Consider the following 17,085-nt stretch of genomic DNA (forward strand, 5'->3'; position numbering starts at 1 on the left):
GTGGAAGGGTGTCGAGCGTCTTTGTGCCGGCTATCGTACCAGATCCGCTGCCGCCGCTCAAGGCGTGCTGCCAGGGCTGAGGCGGCGCCTTCAGGGCAAGCTCCGGAGGTGTTGCCTCAGCTCAGGGCATGCTCGTGGCAGATGGAGTACAATACCCTGCCGGATAAGTAACGGACCCGATGCTCTTGATTGTCAATGGTGACGCCGATGATGCCAGACCTCTTTCAGCAGCCGGCTCCCGCGCTGGGCAACCAGTATGCCGATGACCGCGTGTTGCGCTCATTCTTGCAGCGCGCGCTGCCGCCAGACGCGCTCGCTGAGGCGACACCGGCCCTGGAGCGGATGGGCGAACTGGCCGGCGGCGAGTTGTACCGTCTCCAGCTCGCCGACCGGCGCAACGAGCCGCTGCTCACCCAGTGGGACGCATGGGGCGAACGGATTGACCAGATCACGCTTTCGCCGCTCTGGCAGCGCGCCGCCCGCCTCGCCGCCGAGTACGGTCTGGTGGCCCTGCCCTACGAGCAGCCCTACGGGGCCGCCTCGCGCCTGGTGCAGTTCGCCCTGGCGTACCTCTTCCACCCCTCCACTGATGTGTACACCTGTCCCCTGGCAATGAGCGACGGAGCCGCGCGCACCCTGCTCCGCGCCGGCGACCAGGCTCTCATCGAACGGGCGCTGCCCCGTCTCACCAGCCGCGACCCCGACCGCTGCTGGACCAGCGGCCAGTGGATGACCGAGCTTCCCGGCGGCTCCGACGTGAGCCGCACCGAGACCGTCGCCCGGCCCGATTCCGATGGTCTCTGGCGGCTGTATGGACGCAAGTGGTTCACCTCGGCCACAACCGGCCAGATGACGCTGGCGCTGGCCCGGCCCGAGGGCGCCCCGGCGGGCAGTCGGGGCCTGGCCCTGTTCTACCTAGAACTGCGCGACGCCGACGGGCGATTGCAGGGCATCCGGGTGAACCGGCTTAAGGACAAGCTGGGCACGCGCAAGGTTCCCACCGCGGAACTAAGCCTGGAAGGGGCGCCAGCGCGGATGGTCGGCGCGCCCGGGGAGGGAGTGCGCGCGATTGTGCCGATGTTGCAAGTGACTCGCACCTGGAACAGTGTGATGGCCGCCGCCTTCATGCGCCGGGGTTTGGCCCTGGCGCGCGACTACGCCCGTCGCCGGGTGGCCTTCGACGCGCCGTTGAACCGGCAGCCGCTCCATGTCGAGACTCTGGCCGGGCTACAGGCCGAGTTTGAGGGCGCCTTCCACCTGAGCTTTCTGGTGGCGGCGCTCCTCGGGTCCGAGGAGGCCGGTCAGGTTGACGCCACGCAGGCCCACCTGCTGCGCGCGCTCACCTCGGTGGCCAAGCTGACGACGGGGCGCCAGGCGGTGGAGGTGCTCAGCGAGGTCATTGAAGCCTTCGGCGGCGCGGGTTACGTTGAGGACACCGGGTTGCCCATCCTCTTGCGCGATGCCCACGTGCTGCCGATCTGGGAGGGCACCACTAACGTGCTGGCGCTGGATACGCTCCGCGCCCTGGCCCAGCCGGGGGCCTGGGAGGCCCTGTGCGGGCTGGTCGAACGGCTCACTGCAGGCGCCGCCGACGAGGAGTTGCGTCTGGCCGGTCGCCAGGCGCGGGCGGCGCTCGACCATGCCCGGCGCTGGCACGCCGGTGCGGTAGGCGAGCGCCCGCGGCTGGAGCGAGGCGCCCGGCGCCTGGGGCTGACCCTCGGGCGCAGCCTGGAACTGGCGTTGCTGATTGACCACGCGAACTGGTCGCTGACCGTGGAGGGCGACGGGCGCGCCCGCGCTGCCGCCCTGCGCTTCGCCAGGACGCCGGTTGACCTGATCAGCGACACTGATCGGGACGACCAGGCCCTGGCCGATGATACGCCGCTGCCTCGCAGTGCAACCTTCCGGGTTGCGCCCCTGGAATGAGCAACATCGGGCAACCGGGTTTCCCCGCGCCCCTGCCGCCGGATGGGGCCGGCGGCCCTGGCCTCGGCTGGGGAAGATACGAAACCGACGTTCCCCAGGACTCCGCACGTGCTCACCGGTCCATCTTACGGGCGGCCAGGGCGGCCAGTTCGCTGAGGGAGGGGTGCGGGCCGTAGCTGGAGGCCAGGTCCTCCAGACGCATACCCATGCGCATGGCCAGGGCGACCGGAGCAAGCATATCTGCCGCGGTCGGGGCGACGGCGAGCGCGCCGGCGATCCGCCCGGCCTGGTCCCAGGCCAGGGTGAGGAAGCCTTCGGGCGTTTCGTGGATATGGGCGGCCAGACCTTCGGTGAGCGCCGCAGTCACACTGCCGTGAGCGCCTTCGGTGGTGAGGCGACCGAGTTTCGCCACCTGGGGCCGTTCCATGAATGTCAACACAATATGGCGCGTATCCGCCGGGCCAGAAGAGCGGCGCACCGCGTGCTGGGCCGCCGCCCGGCCCTGGGCCATGGCCACGCTTGCCGCGCATGGCTCTAACGCATCGCCAACCAGGTAGACCCCGCGCCATTTTGTCTGTCCATACACATCCACGGTCGCCTGGTCCGCGGGCAGCCCTGCCGACTCAGGATTGCTGCGGTAGCGGCTCACCACCATGGCGACGTCGGCCAGGTGACGTTCACCGTCCCCGGTAATGGCCATCACCTCACGCTCACCGGCGACGAGTTGTTGCACACCAGCCTCGGGCGCCACCACCACCCCCCGGCGCTCCAGCAGGCGCGTGAGGTAGCCGTCCACTTCGGGGGCCAGGCGGGTGCGGGGCGTTTCCTCGGGCACGAGCCAGGTCACCTCCGTGCCGAGCAAGTTCAGGATGTGGCACAGTTCGAAGCCGCTGGTTCCATCGCCGATCACCAGCGCCCGGCGGGGCGTCTCCTCCAGCACGTCCAGTTCAGTATCAGCCAGGATGCGCACATGGTTTGGTTCGAGGCCGGGAGGGAAAACCGTCTGGGCGCCGGTGGCGATGATCACTGCATCGGCCTCCAGGCGCTGTTCGGGCGCGCCATCGGGCGGTTCGACCACTACCTGTCCCGGACCAACGAGGCGGGCGCGCCCGGCGAGCATCTGCACCTCCAATCCCGTGAGCAGGTTGGTGCAGTGTTCCTGCCAGGCGGCAACCGTGCGCGCAACGCGCTCCTTGATGGCGCTGATGGCCCGTTCGCCTGCCGCCGCGGCGGCCAGCCAGACCCGGCCCGCCAGCGGTCGCCACAGCCCCGGGGCCTCGGTGCTCACCAGAGTGACCGAAGCATGGGGCGCCGCCGTGCGCGCGGCTTCCACCCCGGCCGGACCGCCGCCGATGATGACCAGTCGTAGCGTTGGAGTTTTCACGGCGTGTCAAAAAGGTATATACCTGGAAAACGCCTGCCTTCCAGACTCTCCTTCGGGCAGGGACGTAGGGAACCGCAGTGGCTTAGTTCAGCCAGAGGGCGACGGCAACCCCCAGGGATGCTGCGACGACGAGCGCGGCTGCCAGCAGGAGCCACACCTGGATTGGGAGCTCGGATGAACCGGCGGTTGTCCGGAGCGCCCGGACGCTCGTCACCACCACGCCGACCAGCAGCGCCGCCAGTACGACTACGACGGCGATCTGCAGGACAGGATTGGGCGCGAACCAGGCGACAACGGTCAGCACGATGCCGATTAGCATGGCCAGGTAGCCGATCCACTTTCCCGCGGCCCCCGTACCGGGCGGGGTGAGGGGCACTGAGCGGGTCGGGATGGTCTGACCGGGTTTGCGATATTTGAGCGCCATAGTGAAGTTCCTTTACTTCGGAACGTCGTGCACTGTTCTGGATTATACATCCTGCAACGACGATTGGGCAGGGGGTAGGGATTGAAGTCTCGTTACGCAGCGTTCTAATCTCGTATCTCTTCAACCGGCGTCAAATCGGACCGAGAATGAACGTGGAGAAACCTGGTTTCTCCATACCCCTGCCAGGATCTGGGGCGATCAGGTTGCCCTGCGCCTCTGTCCACCGGAGAGTCCGGGACAGCGCAGCCGCGTAGCGCCAGGCATGCCGGCCTGTGATACTATTACGGCTATGCCTCCACCCGCGAGTAGAAGCACAAAGAGAGGAGACCATGAGCATCAACGGAAATGTTAGCACGAATGGCCGCTCTCCCGCGCCGGTGGCCCGCAATGTCCTCGGCGGACCGCTGGCCGTCTGCAGTACCGATCCGCTGACCGGCTTCTACCGTACCGGCTGCTGCGACACCGGTCCCGACGATGCGGGCGTCCACGTGGTCTGCGCCCAGGTTACGGCGGAGTTTCTGGCCTTCAGCCGTTCACGGGGCAATGATCTGATCACCCCGCGGCCCGAGTACGGGTTTCCCGGCCTGCGCCCGGGCGACCGCTGGTGTCTCTGTGCGAGCCGCTGGCGAGAAGCTCTGGAGGCCGGCGTCGCGCCGCCCGTGGTGCTCGCGGCGACACACGAGGCGGCCCTCAACATCGTGCGGCGCGAGGATCTGCTGCGCCACGCCCTTGATGTGGCGGGAATGTAGTTGTGCGGGGCGCCGACAGGAATGGATATGAGCCGTGCCCTGGTTGTCGCCCTGTGCCTCTGGATGGCCACCGCTGCCTGGCTGCTCACCCGTCCGGCGGCCAGCCTGGAAACAACCAGCGGCCTCTATGCGCCGGAGCAGTCCGGCGGTCTTGTCTATCGGTGGAGCGGTGACCGCGTGGTCATCCCCATCACCCGGCACAGCGGGCCGACGGCGGTGCGCCTGCGGCTCGCCGCCACGCGCTGGGAGGGCCGTTCCACACCGTATCTCTCGTTGCACGATGACCGGGGCGTGCTGACGCGTTTCGCTGCGCCAGAGGGCCCCCGCAACTATTATCTCCGCCTGCCGCCAGGGGTTGCCAGCCTGACCATCACCTCTACCGTTGATCGTCCACCGGCCAGGGATCCCCGCTGGGTGGGCTTCACGCTCTTCAGTCTGAGCGTGAGGCCTGGCGGCTGGCCCGTGGACGCGCTTGCCCGCAGCCTTGCACTCCTGCCAGTCTACCTGGCTGTCGCGGCGGCCTTTGCCTGGAGCGTCCGGCGCGGATTGGCGGCGCCGTTGGCGCTCTTTGGTCTGGCGTTAGGGTTGCGCGTCTTCCAGCTCCAGAGCACGCCGCCGGGCTGGCGGGTTGACGAGGTGATCAGCCTGGTGGACGCCTGGCACCTTTCACGCACCGGGCGCGACCATCTGGGCCACCTGCTGCCTCTGGGAGCCTTCGAGGCCCTGGGCGACTGGATCTCGCCGCTGCTGACCTACCTGGAGTTGCCCTTCGTGGCCCTCTTCGGACCTGAACGCATGGTGGGCCGCATGGTTACGGCAGTGGCGGGCGCACTGGCCGCGCCCCTCGGCTACGCCCTGGCTCGCGCGCTGGGCCTGGGGCCGCTCGGAGCGTTCGCAACGGGATTGATGATGGCTCTCTCGCCCTGGCAGGTCTTCATCAGCCGGGTGGCTATGCCGCCGTCCCTCGTGCCGACCGTCTGGACCCTCTGCCTGCTGGCCGGGGTGCGCTTCATCGAACGCGGCGACCGGCGCGCGGCCCTGGGCCTGGCCCTGGCGGCCGGAGTGGCGCTGTACGCCTATCCCACGCTCAAGCTCGCTGTGCCCCTGCTGACGGCGCTGGCAGTGGCGCTGGCTCTGCTGAAGGGCCGCCTGGAGGCAGCCGGCAGCCACGCTCCAGCTCAAACGTTTCCTGAAGGCAAGGCATGGCCCGGCGCCGTGGTTCACCATCCCCTGGTCCTGGCCGGGTTGCTGCTGGCGCTCCTGTGGGCGCCCTTCGTCTACGTGACGTTGTTCGTCCCTGCCAGTTCCACGCGCCTGAACCAGGCGGCCCTGCGGGCCGACTCATGGGAGGCCTGGTTCCGCGCCTGGTGGGCGGGCTACGCGGTCTACTTTCAACCTGACTTCTACTACCGGCGCGGCGATGGCAGTTCAACATCGAGTTTGCCAGGCTTCGGAGTGGAGTTCTGGGCCAGCCTGCCACTGCTGTTGCTGGGCCTGGCGGGAGCGATCAGCAGCCTGGTTCGCCCCCGGTGGAAGTATGCTCTGACCGGGCGGTTCCGGGCGTTGTTCATCCTCGGAGCGGTGCTGATCGCGGCGCTGCCGGCGAGCCTGACCACACCCAGCCCCCATGCTTTCCGCGCCGCGCCGCTGGCGCCACTCTACGCCCTGCTGGTGGGATGGGGCGCGGCCCTGCTCCTGCCGCGGGGCCGTCCGCGGCCGGGAGCGGCCGGATGGTGGTGGGCGCGCTGGCTGAGCGCGCTGGCGCTGGCGATGGCGCTCCTATGGCAGGGCGCTGGATGGTGGCGCTTCTACACCCAGACGTATCCGCCGCTCCAGGCCGGCCTGAACCACGACGGCCTCGCCGAGGCGGTGCGCCGCACGGTGGAACTGGCCCCCGGCTACGCCGAAGTCTGGGTCAGCGCCGACAGCATCGCCGAGCCGTATGTCTACATTCTGGCCGCCCGGCCCTTCCCTCCCGACGAGGCCCGGCGGCTGCTGGTGGTCAAACGGCAACCTGGACGCTTCAACCACGTCATCAGTCTTGGTCCCTATCGCTTCGTGGAAACCAATCACCTCCCGGCAATTCTCCCGACCCTGGCGGCCGTGCCGGGAGCGGCGGGCGGCAAGGGCTACGTGGTGCAGGAGTGGAACGATGGGACCAGGCGCGTGCTGGTGCTGCGGCAGATGTGATGCGATTTTGGATTTTGGATTTTGGATTTGGGATTTTGGATTGCTGTACATAGCGTGCCGATCAACCCGGGTCGAACCACGGACCGATGAGGCGCGCCGTCAGCAACTCGCTGGGAACCAGAGGATCATCGGCGTCGGCGACCAGGAAGACCAGGGCGGGGTCGCGCTGGTCGAGCAGCAGGCCCTCGATCTTGAGGGGCAGCAGCTCGCCGTCGAGGTCAACGATGGGCGCATAGCGTGGCGCGCCCGCGGGCGGCAGCAGGCCGAGGGCCGAGCCGACGACCTCGCCGTCGTCCACGGCGTTGGGCGAGCGTTCGGCGGCGGCGCAGTAGAGGATGCCGGCAGGGCAGAGGGTGGCGTCGGTAAAGGTCAGGCGCGCGCCGTCGAGCAGGCCGAGGTGGTAGCGGGTGATGGCCTGGAGGGGGGGAGGCGGGGCGGTTGCGGGATCGGTCAGGTAGGCGGCCAGGGCCGGCCAGGCGATGTCGCAGGTGGCGTCAACCGGTTGCAACGCTCCGCGGGGCGCGCCGTTGCCGCGCTGGAAAAGCCGCAGCGTCTCGCCCGCGGGCAGCAGCACTGCGCCTTCCAGGTTCAATTCGCTGCCGGCAAAGGCTGGCGTGCGGAGCGCCGCATACAGGGCCGTGGCTTCCACCAGGCGAATGTCCGGCGCCGGCGCCGTGATGTTGCGCATCACCAGGACGCGCTCGCGCTGCGGCGTTGAGCCGGAGCCGAAGGCGATCAGCGTCGGGCCGGCGGCCTCCGGCACCACCACGCAGGCCTCCAGATCCAGCTTCATGGCCTTGGCGCCGCGCAGGTCGTCGAACTGCCGCTTCCCGTCGGGGCCCGGCGGCAGAGTTATCGCGCGCACCTCCCAGGAATCGAGGTCAATCAGGGCCACAAAATGCGCGTCGTCCTGAATGGCCAGCATATAATCCCCGACGCGGACCAGGCTCGACGCCGCGCGCACGTGGGCCGGGCGGTCGAGGGATGGATCGGCGCCGGCGGTGTAACGCAACGGGCGCCGGTGCAGCACCTGGACCAGCAGCCGCGGGTCGTGATGGGCTTCAATCATAGGGGCGCCTTTCCACGTGATTATCATTGAAGGGGTGTGAGGAAACCGGGTTTCCCCAGGCTTCCGCCTTCAGGAGCAAGCCGGCAGGGGCAACCTTCGCAAGCTGGTGGGAACAACCTTGAAGGTGTCCCTGTTGGAGAAACCAGGTTGCCCCGACGCCCGTCTCACCTCAGGAGTCCGGAGATGATCCCTCAGCCGGAATGTTCACCGGGCGCAACTCACGAATAAGAATGGTGATAATTGTTACCACCGGAACCGTGAGCAGCGCGGCGAAGAAGCCGCCGATCAGCCCGCCAACATAGAGCCCGAACAGCACCGCGCCCGGCGGCACCTTGATCGCCCGGGCGAAAAAAAAGGGCACCACCACATACACCGCGATCATCCCGATTATGGCCTCGGCGATGACGATCCAGACAACCGCCGACTGGCTCACCGTCGAGGCGGCCAGCACGGCCAGTCCCAGGCCCACCAGTCCTCCCAGGTAGGGGATGAACTCCAGCAGGCCGGAAATGACGGCAATCGGGATGGCGAAGGGGATGCCTACCACCAGGCCGGCAATGCCGTACCCGATGATGTAGTAGCCGGAAATCGCCAGTTGGGCCATGAACCAGCGCGACAGCCCTTCGCTTACTGCGCCGAGCAGGCTGACCACTCGGGGCCGGTAGGCCGCCGGCACGAAGAAGTGCAGCAACCAGAGGCGCGTCCCGCTGCTGGTGACGAGGGTGAACACCAGCACCACAAGCACGAACAGGGTCCAGAACAGCGCCCCCACCTGGGCCGCGGCGCCGATCAGGGCGCTGGACACGCCCCCCATAAGCCCGCTCACGGTGTTGAGGATGGTCGTCAGGGGCAGTTGCACCACGCCGGCTTCGAGCCGCAGCGCGATCGCCACCAGGAGCCGCGAGAGCCCATCGAGCGCCGTGGCAAAGAGCGGCATCATTTGCAACCCCAGATACAGAAAGAGTACTACAATCAGGGTCAGCGCCCCGGCGACGGTGAGGCCGCCGGGCACGCCCCGTCGCCCCAGGCGCGTCACCAGCGGGTAGAGGAGCATGCTCAACAGGGCCGCCAGGAATAGCAGCAGGGCCACCGAACGGATCAGCGGCAGCAACGGTCCCACCAGAATGAGCGCCACCCCGAGACCAAACAACGCGAACCATGTCCGGGCGGTAATCTGCAGCATCGAGACCTCGCACATCCTCCCACCGGGCAGGGGGACCCTCCAGGGGTTCTTCGAGGGGTGTCCTGGGAGGGCTTTGCCCTCCCGGCCCCTCCCACGAGCACAGGCGCGGGGAAACCGGGTGTCCCCATGCCCCTCTCTCCAGGCAGGGATGTGGGGGAAAGCCCGTTTCCCTATACCCTTCCAATCGGACGGTTACCCGACCCCCGCGCGTGGCGCTCACGGGCCTCGGCCTTCGAAAGGCCGCGAAGTTCAGCTACCGGCTCAACCGCCGCCGGCCGGGCAGTGTTTGTTGCCACGAGGATCCTCTGAGCTAAGCCGGTTACGGCGGCTGCCGCTGCTGCGTGAACCCGGTCTATAGTACCATGACGCGCGGATCCGAAGATAGCGTCACAGCCGCATCGCGCCAGTCTGTGGAGATGTGGAGGTGTGGAGGTGTGGGGCCGGTTCAACCATCTGGCATTCACCTCCACATCTCTACACCTCTAAACCTCCACAGACTGGTTAGGCAAAAAAGAGGGTGGCAAGGGCGCGGGGGATCACCGCGGCGGTGTGCACCTGCACGTAATGTCCCTGCCGCGTCGCGGCCAGACGGCGGCCAGCGGCGATCGCTTCGGGATCGGCGCTGGGGCCAAGCACGTGCAGGCGCTCAATGCCGGTGAGGGCCGTGAGGGGATCATCGCCAGCGGTAGCCAGACAATCGCTGAGCAACACCGCGACCTTTTCGGCCCGGGGCGCGCGAGCCAGTTGCGCTGCGGCGGCGCGCAGCACCGCGGCCAGATTGGTGACGCCTTTGCCGCGCAGGGACAGCAGATCGTCAATCACCGCCTCGGGCGAGCGGTAGCGGCCCTGTTCTCGCAGCACCAGCGCGTCACGGGCAAAGGCGATAATGCTGCAATCCGTCTGGGCATCAATCGCCAGGAGCGTGGCTGCCGCGGCCATCGCCGCGGTTGCCAGAGCTTGCCCGCGCATCGAGCCGCTGTAGTCAACCAGCAGGGCGATTGCTCGCGCCCCGGCGCGCCAGCGGCGAGTAACCACCTCGTCGCGCGTGACCGTTCGCCCCGGCGCGCGCTCGAGGGTGCGCTCCAGATCAAGCTCACCCTCGGCGCGACCGGTTTCCACGACCAGACGCCGGTAGCCCTGCCGCCAGCGCCACCCGGCTTTCCCCAGGCGCAGGAAGATCCGCGCGGCCAGGCGGCGCGCCCTGGTGCGCAGCGCCGGGTCGGTGGCGGCGGCCAGGTCACAGAGCAGGCTGAGGGCCGCGTCGGGATCGGTCTGACATAAACCGACAAGATGCCGTTCGTCCAGCTCACCCACCGCGGGCGAAACCATGTGAAAGTGCGGGTGCGTCGTGGACAGGTCGTAGCGGCTCAAGGTGCGGCGCGCGGCGGCTCGCACCGCGGCGCGCGTCTCGGCGCCGGTTAACATTCGGCCCCGGTCGCCAGCCGCTGGCGGCGCCGGCCCGTGGCCGGTTCCGTGCTGCGCGGATGGCGGAGCCTGAGGTGTGGGTTCGCCCTGTTGGGCGGCCAGAAGCCGGTCGAGCATGTCGGCCAGGATGGCCTCGGGCGTGCGTTCGCAGCCTTCGTCGAGCTTGATGCGACCAGAGAGGGCTGCCAGGGCGGCGTCGAGCAGCGTGGCGCGCCCCGGCGCCGGCTCGCCGCGCAGACGGCTCAATCCCTGCGCCACCAGCACCAGATCAATGGCCCCGCGCACCGAGGAACCGAGGCGAATGTCGGGGTGCGCGCGAGTCATACGGGTGAGCGCGACCGCCATTGCCACCAGCGCCTCGTCGCCGCCGGTGGCCCGGCGTACAATCTGGCGCTCGGCTGCGTCATCCTGATACCCGATGGCCACCCGGCACATCCGGTCGGCGATGGCCTGGCTCACGCGAGCCGTACCTACCGCGTCGAAGGGGTTCATGGCGGCAATCAGCCGGAAGCCCGCCCCGGCGCGGATCTGCCCGAGACGAGGCACGTGGATCTCGCCCTCGGCCAGCACCGTGATCAGGACGTTGAGGGTCTCTTCGGGGACGCGATTAAACTCCTCGATGTAGAGCAGCGCCCCTTCCCGCAGCGCCGCCATGAGCGGTCCCGGCGTGAAGCACTCCGGCTGGTAGCCCTGCTGCAGGACCATGGCGGGATCAAATGACCCCAGCAGGCGGGCGGGGGTCAGTTCGGCGTTGCCCTCGACAAAGACCACCTGCAACCCTGCTGCGGCGGCCAATGTTCGCAGCAGGGACGATTTGCCCGTACCCGGCGGCCCTTCAAGGACGATGTGGCGCCCGGTGGCGAGGGCCACGGCCAGTATTTCGGCCTCACGGCGCAGCCCGACGATGTTCTGTTCAAGGCGTTCAAAGAGATGTTCGGTAGGGAACTGCATCAGGCGGCCCTTGGGCGTGGGAGGGCCTCGCCCTCCCACGGACGGTGTCAGTGCTCGTGGATAATCACGCCACGCACATTCTTGCCGGCGAGCAGGTCCTCGTAGCCCTGATTGATCTCCTCCAGGCGATAGCGCCGTGTCACCAGTTCATCGAGCTTGAGCTGGCCATCGCGATAGAGATCGAGCAGCTTGCGGATATCGTACATCGGATTGGAATGGCCGAAGAGCGTGCCCCTGACTTCTTTCTGATAGAGGGTCATCACCGCGCCGGAGAGGTGCACAGTCTTCTTCGCCGGATCGGCCAGACCGGTGAGCACCATCGTGCCGCCCTTGCGGATGACATCAAACGCGGCCTGCACCACCTCTTCATTGACGATGTCTACCGTAACAATTGCCTTGTCGGCCCCGACGCCGCGGGTAAGCCGCATGGCGATCTCGCGCGCCTCTTCCGCCGTGGCGACGCTGTGGGTGGCGCCCAGTTCCTCGGCTTTCTCGCGCTTATTGGCCAGCGGGTCCACCGCGATGACGTGCCGGGCGCCGGCGTGAGCGGCTCCCTGCACCGCATTGATGCCAATACCGCCGATGCCGTAGATCACCACTGTATCGCCAGGAGCGACCCGCGCGGCGTACACTGCCGAACCCCAGCCGGTGGGCACGCCGCAGCCGACCAGGACGGCGACTTCGAGAGGAATATCCGGGTCAATGACCACGCACGAGTTTTGTGGAATGACCGAGTAGCGCGCGAAGGTGCCGAGCATACACATCGCTCCGAGGTCCTGGCCCCTGGCGTGAAAGCGGAACGTGCCATCGGGCATCGAGCCTTCGAGGATGGTAGCGCCCATGTCACAGAGGTTCTGCTGGCCGGTCGAGCACCAGCGGCAGTGACCGCAGGAGGGAATGAATGAGCAGACCACGTGGTCGCCCGGCTTGACGCGGGTGACGCCGGGACCGACGGCTTCGATGATCCCTGCGCCTTCGTGACCGCCAACGATTGGAAAGCGCGGCACCAGGTCGCCGTGCCGCAAATGCTCGTCGGAATGGCACAATCCCGCCGCGACGAAGCGGATCAACACCTCGCCGTCCCGTGGTTCGTCGAGTTCAACCTCTTCGATGGCCCACGGCTTGCCGACATCCCAGAGCACTGCTGCTGTCGTCTTCATTGACTGCTTCCTTTCTGTTGACGGTCACGAGGTCACAAAAGGGCTAATTCCACTTGCTCCAAGCCTCTGCCAGGGCGGCGCGTGGGCGCAACCCTATGGGTTGCTCCCGCAGGGTTCTCCTCCCAGGCGTCCACCTGGTCGGGGTCAACCTCCACCGGCGCAACCCTATGGGTTGCGCCCACAGGGTTCTCCTGGCAACCGTTCTTGTGGAAACCGTTCCTGTGGGATATAAATATTATACCCAACTGTGTGAAAACCGACAAGGAACCGCTACCGGCCTGCCCGGGTCAGGCTGGTTCCCCGCGCTCCAGGCTGTCAGGAGGGAGGCAACCCCTTTCCCTCCCAGGGGCCCTGTTCATCCCGTGCTTCTCCCGGCGCCGCGGCCACTCGCCGGTAGGGGCGATACACCGGTTGCCACATGGCTGATTCAATCCGCCGCGTCAGTTCATCATCGGCAATAACGGGCGCCTTGCCCTCGGCCATGGCTGCCCGGGCGACGGCGTGGGCCACGTTGCGGGATGCCTTGCGCACGTCCTCCAGCACGGGGTAGAGCGCCAGACCTGGATCGCGGCGGATGGGCGCGCCCTCGCTGAGAACCCGCGCCGCGGCGATGAACATGCCATCGGTCACGCGACGCGCCTCGCTGGCCGGCATCCCCTGTCCCACGCCGGGAAAGGCGTTGGTGCACTGCCCGACCGGTACGCTCCGCCCATTGATGGTGACCGGCGCGAACGGGCTGCCCGTGGCCGCCAGCGCGCGCCCGTCGGTCCAGGCCAGCAGATCGGCGGGGCGGGCCTCGCTTTTGCTGGTAGGGTTCGAGAGGGGAAAGATCACCGGTCGCGGGGGATGGGCGGCCATGGCCCGCACGACGGCCTCATTGAACGCTCCGGGTTGCGCCGCCGTGCCCAGCAGCGCCGTCGGACGCACCTGCTGCACTACTTCGAGCAAGGGGATGCGCGCCAGGTCGGCGTGGCCCCAGGCGCCCACCTGCTCCACGGGGTGGGTGTAGACCTGCTTGGCGTTCCAGATCGGTTCGCCCGCTATGCACCAGGCCGCGGCTGTCAACCGGCCAGATCGCCGCCCGCGCCTCGGCCAGGCTGCGGCCCGCGTGGACCATGGCCGCCACGATCTGGTCGGCGATGCCGATAGCCGCTGATCCAGCCCCCAGAATGACCACGCGCTGCTCGCCGAGGGGGATGGCATCACGATTGTCCCTCCTTCCTCTGAGGTTCGCGCTTCTCAATTCTGCGCCGGTTGTTCATTTACTGAAATTGACTTATATGAACAGTTGCTGAGGAAAGTTTCGCGGCGGTGTTGCCATTCGGAGGATTCGGTCCTGGTAGAGCAACCCGGAGGGTTGCTCTACTACATCACGCCTGCCAGGGCCGCGTCTGCAAATGACCGGTAACCCCGTTGGTGTTCCAGTCATCAAAGGACCGTCTATGGCTGAACGTTTCATCGGGATCGATGTCGGCTCAACGACGGTCAAGGTCGTGTTGCTCGACGAGACCGGCGCGTTCCTCACCCACCGCTATCGGCGCTCGAATGGACAGCCTCGCGCCACGTTGATCGCCTGCCTGAACGATCTGGCCGCCGTGCACAACCTGGCGGCCGTCGCCGGGGTGTGCCTGACCGGTTCGGGTGGCGAGGCCATTGCCCGGCTGATCGGCTGCCGCCACGTCAACGAGTTGATCACTCAGACCCGCGCGGTGGGCGCGCTGTACCCCGCGGCGCGCTCGGTAATTGAGATCGGCGGGCAGGACAGCAAGTTCCTCGTGCTCGAGTGGGACGCAACGACCGGCCAGATGCGCCTGGTTGATTTCGCTATGAACTCGCTCTGCGCCGCCGGAACCGGCTCGTTCCTCGACCAGCAGGCCGAGCGTCTGGGCATCGCCATCGAGGGCGAGTTTGCGCGGCTGGCCCTGCAGTCGCGCAATCCGGCCCGCATCGCCGGGCGCTGCACGGTCTTCGCCAAGTCCGATATGATCCACCTGCAACAGCAGGGCCGTCCCTTGCCCGACATCCTGGCCGGTCTCTGTCTGGCCCTGGCGCGCAATTTCAAGAGCGTGGTGGCGCGGGGCAAGCCCTTTACGCCGCCCATTCTCTTCCAGGGCGGAGTGGCCTACAACCAGGCCGTGGTGCGGGCCTTCGAGACGGTGCTGGAGCTGGCCCCCGGCGAGCTGATCGTTCCCGAACGCCACGAGGTGATGGCGGCCCTGGGCGCGGCGCTGATCGCCCGCGATGACGCCGAACGCGGCTCGACGGCGCGCCTGCCCGAGCTTGAACGTCTCGAAGCAGTGTTGCAGGCCCCGGCGCCGCGACGCAGCATGCCACCCCTGCGCCGGATCATCGCTGCGCCCGCGACAGTGCCCATGGGTTGCGCCGCGCCTGACGCTCGCCTGCCGGCGTACCTGGGGATTGACGTTGGTTCGATCAGCACCAAGCTGGCGCTGGTTGAGGCCGGCGGCCGGGTGATTGCCCGGCGCTACCTGCTCACCGCCGGGCGGCCGCTGGAAGCGGTGCAGCGTGGGTTGCGCGAGTTATGGGCCGAGGTGGGCGACCGGGTCGAGGTGTGCGGCGTGGGAACGACCGGTTCAGGGCGCTACCTGACCGCCGATTTCGTCGGCGCCGATGTGGTGCGCAACGAGATCGCCGCCCAGGCCCGCGCCGCCATGGCCCTCGACCCCACGGTGGATACGATCTTTGAAATTGGCGGGCAGGACAGCAAGTACATCCGTCTGGCCCACGGGGCGGTGGTGGACTTCGCCATGAATAGCGCCTGCGCTGCCGGCACCGGCTCGTTCCTCGAGGAGCAGGCCGACCGGTTGCGTATCAGTGTGCGCCGCGAGTTCAGCGAGCTGGCCTTCGCCGCCGGGCATCCCGCCGCCCTGGGGGAGCGTTGCACCGTGTTCATGGAGTCCGACCTGGTGCACCATCAGCAACAGGGGGCGGGACAGGCTGACCTGGTGGGCGGGCTGGCCTACGCCGTGGCGCAGAACTATCTCAACCGTGTGGTGGCCGGGCGGCCCCTGGGCACGCGGATCTTCTTCCAGGGGGGAGTGGCCGCCAATCAGGCGGTAGTGGCGGCCTTCGAGGCCCTCACCGGGCGGACCATCACCGTGCCGCCGCACCACGATGTCACCGGAGCGATCGGGGCGGCCCTGCTGGCGCGGGAGGAACTCGCCCGCCACGGGAACGGCGCCGGCCCGCCGACGCGCTTTCGGGGCTTCGACCTCTCCGACCGACACTACGCGACCAGCACTTTCGTCTGCCAGGCCTGCCCCAACCTCTGCGAGGTCAACCGGGTGACCATCGCCAGCGAGCCGCCGATCTTCTACGGCGCGCTCTGCGATCGCTTCGAAGAGGCCGGGCGCGCCCGCTCCCGTGCGGCGGATCTGCCCGATCACTTCGCCGAGCGGCAGCGTCTGTGGCTGGGCGACTACCGCGAGCCCGAACGCCGGCCCGGGCGGCTGCGCATCGGCTTGCCCCGCAGCCTGATCGTCTACGATATGTTCCCCTACTGGCGGGCCTTCTTCGCCCTTCTGGGCATGGACGTGGTGCTCTCCGCGCCGACCAGCCCGGCCCTCGTGCGCCGCGCCCTGGAGCACGCGGCCGCCGAGACCTGCTTCCCTGTCAAGCTGGCCTTCGGCCATGCGCTCGATCTGCTCGACAAAGATGTGGATCGCCTCTTCGTGCCGGTGGTCGTCAGTCGCGAAGACCCCCAGCCGGGCCAGGAGGAGAGCAACTACTGCCCCTTCATCCCCGCCACGGCCTACATGGTCGCCGCGCATCTGTCGCTGCATGGCCGGGAGGCCCGGCCCATCCTCGGCGCCATACGCTTCCACGATCCGGCCTTCAAGCGCCACGACCTGCGGCGCCTGGCCCGGCAGCTCGGCGTTTCGCTGGCGGCGATTGAGGCGGCGGACGCGGCGGGCAACGCGGCGCAGCAGGCGTTCTATGCCGCGCTGGAGGAGCGGGGCCGGGCCGCCCTGGCCGCCCTGCCGCCCGGCCGCCCGGCGGCGGTGCTGGTCGGGCATCCTTACAATACCAATGACCCGCGCCTGTGCCTCGACCTGCCCTACAAGCTCCGCAAGCTCGGCGTCGTGCCTATCCCCCTCGATTACCTGCCGGTGCGCGGAGCAGATCTGTCCGATGAGTTTCCCCGCATGTACTGGCGCGGCGGGCAGGAGATCCTCGCCGCCGGACGCATCATTCGCGACGATCCGCGCCTCCAGGCGATTGTGATTACCAATTTCGGCTGCGGCCCCGACTCCTTCCTCCTCGGCTACTTCAAGCGCATCATGGGCGACAAGCCCTTTCTGGAGCTAGAAATTGATGAGCACACTGCCGACGCCGGCATTATCACCCGCTGCGAGGCCTTTTTTGACAGTCTGCGCATGAGGCAGGGCCTATGAGCAAAACCTTTCCAGCAAGTACTTCCCCGCTCGGGCCTTGCCTCGTGGAGGGAGGGCGTCCGGCTCCTCCCCCGTGGGGGAAGGCTGGGAGGGGTGCCACACCTGCTGTCGGGGCATGCGGGGAGGCTGCGCTTCCCCGCATGCCCCTGGTCTCCGCCCGCGGCGGTGGCGATGGCGGCGTTTTGCCAGGCTTCCTGGCCGCTGGCGGG

The 17,085-nt window shown here is 68.0% G+C and carries 11 protein-coding genes; 4 read left to right on the top strand and 7 right to left on the bottom strand.

All coding sequences use genetic code 11. The annotated features are described in order from the left end of the window. Nucleotides 1-207 precede the first annotated feature (207 nt). The gene (locus NZU74_05420) at nucleotides 208-1,926 is read left to right on the top strand and encodes an acyl-CoA dehydrogenase family protein (GenBank protein MCS6880751.1); all 1,719 of its coding nucleotides are present in this window, start codon (nucleotides 208-210) and stop codon (nucleotides 1,924-1,926) included. A 112-nt stretch (nucleotides 1,927-2,038) separates the two neighbouring features. Here the strand turns inward: NZU74_05420 and NZU74_05425 are convergent, their stop codons facing one another. Together NZU74_05425 and NZU74_05430 are read right to left on the bottom strand one after the other, a co-directional pair. Then, nucleotides 2,039-3,310 (bottom strand): FAD-dependent oxidoreductase, encoded by a 1,272-nt coding sequence (locus NZU74_05425; GenBank protein ID MCS6880752.1) that lies wholly within the window; start codon nucleotides 3,308-3,310, stop codon nucleotides 2,039-2,041. An 82-nt stretch (nucleotides 3,311-3,392) separates the two neighbouring features. Beyond that, nucleotides 3,393-3,734 carry a hypothetical protein gene (locus NZU74_05430; GenBank protein ID MCS6880753.1) on the bottom strand — a complete coding sequence of 114 codons (342 nt, stop codon included), beginning with the start codon at nucleotides 3,732-3,734 and terminating at the stop codon, nucleotides 3,393-3,395. Between the two features lie 329 nt (nucleotides 3,735-4,063). Here NZU74_05430 and NZU74_05435 point away from each other — a divergent pair, with 329 nt between their 5' ends. Both NZU74_05435 and NZU74_05440 read left to right on the top strand, forming a co-directional pair. Continuing rightward, entirely contained in the window at nucleotides 4,064-4,483 is a 420-nt protein-coding gene (locus NZU74_05435; protein ID MCS6880754.1) for a DUF2237 domain-containing protein, read from the top strand. Nucleotides 4,484-4,510: 27 nt separating this feature from the next. Beyond that, nucleotides 4,511-6,673: a glycosyltransferase family 39 protein gene (locus NZU74_05440; protein MCS6880755.1), complete on the top strand. Its 2,163-nt coding sequence runs from the start codon at nucleotides 4,511-4,513 to the stop codon at nucleotides 6,671-6,673. A 61-nt stretch (nucleotides 6,674-6,734) separates the two neighbouring features. Here the strand turns inward: NZU74_05440 and NZU74_05445 are convergent, their stop codons facing one another. The 5 genes from NZU74_05445 to NZU74_05465 form a co-directional block, all read right to left on the bottom strand. Beyond that, complete coding sequence (locus NZU74_05445; protein MCS6880756.1) at nucleotides 6,735-7,742, bottom strand: hypothetical protein; 1,008 nt, start codon at nucleotides 7,740-7,742, stop codon at nucleotides 6,735-6,737. A 169-nt stretch (nucleotides 7,743-7,911) separates the two neighbouring features. Beyond that, nucleotides 7,912-8,925, bottom strand: a complete 1,014-nt coding sequence (locus tag NZU74_05450; protein ID MCS6880757.1) for an AI-2E family transporter — start codon at nucleotides 8,923-8,925, stop codon at nucleotides 7,912-7,914. Between the two features lie 501 nt (nucleotides 8,926-9,426). After that, the gene (locus NZU74_05455) at nucleotides 9,427-11,301 is read right to left on the bottom strand and encodes a MoxR family ATPase (protein MCS6880758.1); all 1,875 of its coding nucleotides are present in this window, start codon (nucleotides 11,299-11,301) and stop codon (nucleotides 9,427-9,429) included. Between the two features lie 47 nt (nucleotides 11,302-11,348). Beyond that, complete coding sequence (locus NZU74_05460) at nucleotides 11,349-12,461, bottom strand: NDMA-dependent alcohol dehydrogenase (GenBank protein MCS6880759.1); 1,113 nt, start codon at nucleotides 12,459-12,461, stop codon at nucleotides 11,349-11,351. Nucleotides 12,462-12,776: 315 nt separating this feature from the next. Beyond that, complete coding sequence (locus tag NZU74_05465; GenBank protein ID MCS6880760.1) at nucleotides 12,777-13,664, bottom strand: hypothetical protein; 888 nt, start codon at nucleotides 13,662-13,664, stop codon at nucleotides 12,777-12,779. A gap of 239 nt (nucleotides 13,665-13,903) precedes the next feature. Between NZU74_05465 and NZU74_05470 the strand changes: the two genes are divergently transcribed. Continuing rightward, nucleotides 13,904-16,876, top strand: coding sequence for an acyl-CoA dehydratase activase (locus tag NZU74_05470; GenBank protein ID MCS6880761.1), 2,973 nt, complete (start codon nucleotides 13,904-13,906; stop codon nucleotides 16,874-16,876). Nucleotides 16,877-17,085 lie beyond the last annotated feature (209 nt).

The organism is Chloroflexaceae bacterium, from assembly GCA_025057155.1.
In the GTDB taxonomy this organism is placed as follows: Bacteria; Chloroflexota; Chloroflexia; order Chloroflexales; family Chloroflexaceae; genus JACAEO01.

Bases quoted from the DNA above. Each gene is read 5' to 3' on its own strand.
- NZU74_05420 (MCS6880751.1), top strand. From the start codon at position 208: ATGATGCCAGACCTCTTTCAGCAGCCGGCTCCCGCGCTGGGCAACCAG.
- NZU74_05430 (MCS6880753.1), bottom strand. From the start codon at position 3,734: ATGGCGCTCAAATATCGCAAACCCGGTCAGACCATCCCGACCCGCTCA.
- NZU74_05435 (MCS6880754.1), top strand. From the start codon at position 4,064: ATGAGCATCAACGGAAATGTTAGCACGAATGGCCGCTCTCCCGCGCCG.
- NZU74_05440 (MCS6880755.1), top strand. From the start codon at position 4,511: ATGAGCCGTGCCCTGGTTGTCGCCCTGTGCCTCTGGATGGCCACCGCT.
- NZU74_05445 (MCS6880756.1), bottom strand. From the start codon at position 7,742: ATGATTGAAGCCCATCACGACCCGCGGCTGCTGGTCCAGGTGCTGCAC.
- NZU74_05450 (MCS6880757.1), bottom strand. From the start codon at position 8,925: ATGCTGCAGATTACCGCCCGGACATGGTTCGCGTTGTTTGGTCTCGGG.
- NZU74_05455 (MCS6880758.1), bottom strand. From the start codon at position 11,301: ATGCAGTTCCCTACCGAACATCTCTTTGAACGCCTTGAACAGAACATC.
- NZU74_05460 (MCS6880759.1), bottom strand. From the start codon at position 12,461: ATGAAGACGACAGCAGCAGTGCTCTGGGATGTCGGCAAGCCGTGGGCC.
- NZU74_05465 (MCS6880760.1), bottom strand. From the start codon at position 13,664: ATGCCATCCCCCTCGGCGAGCAGCGCGTGGTCATTCTGGGGGCTGGAT.
- NZU74_05470 (MCS6880761.1), top strand. From the start codon at position 13,904: ATGGCTGAACGTTTCATCGGGATCGATGTCGGCTCAACGACGGTCAAG.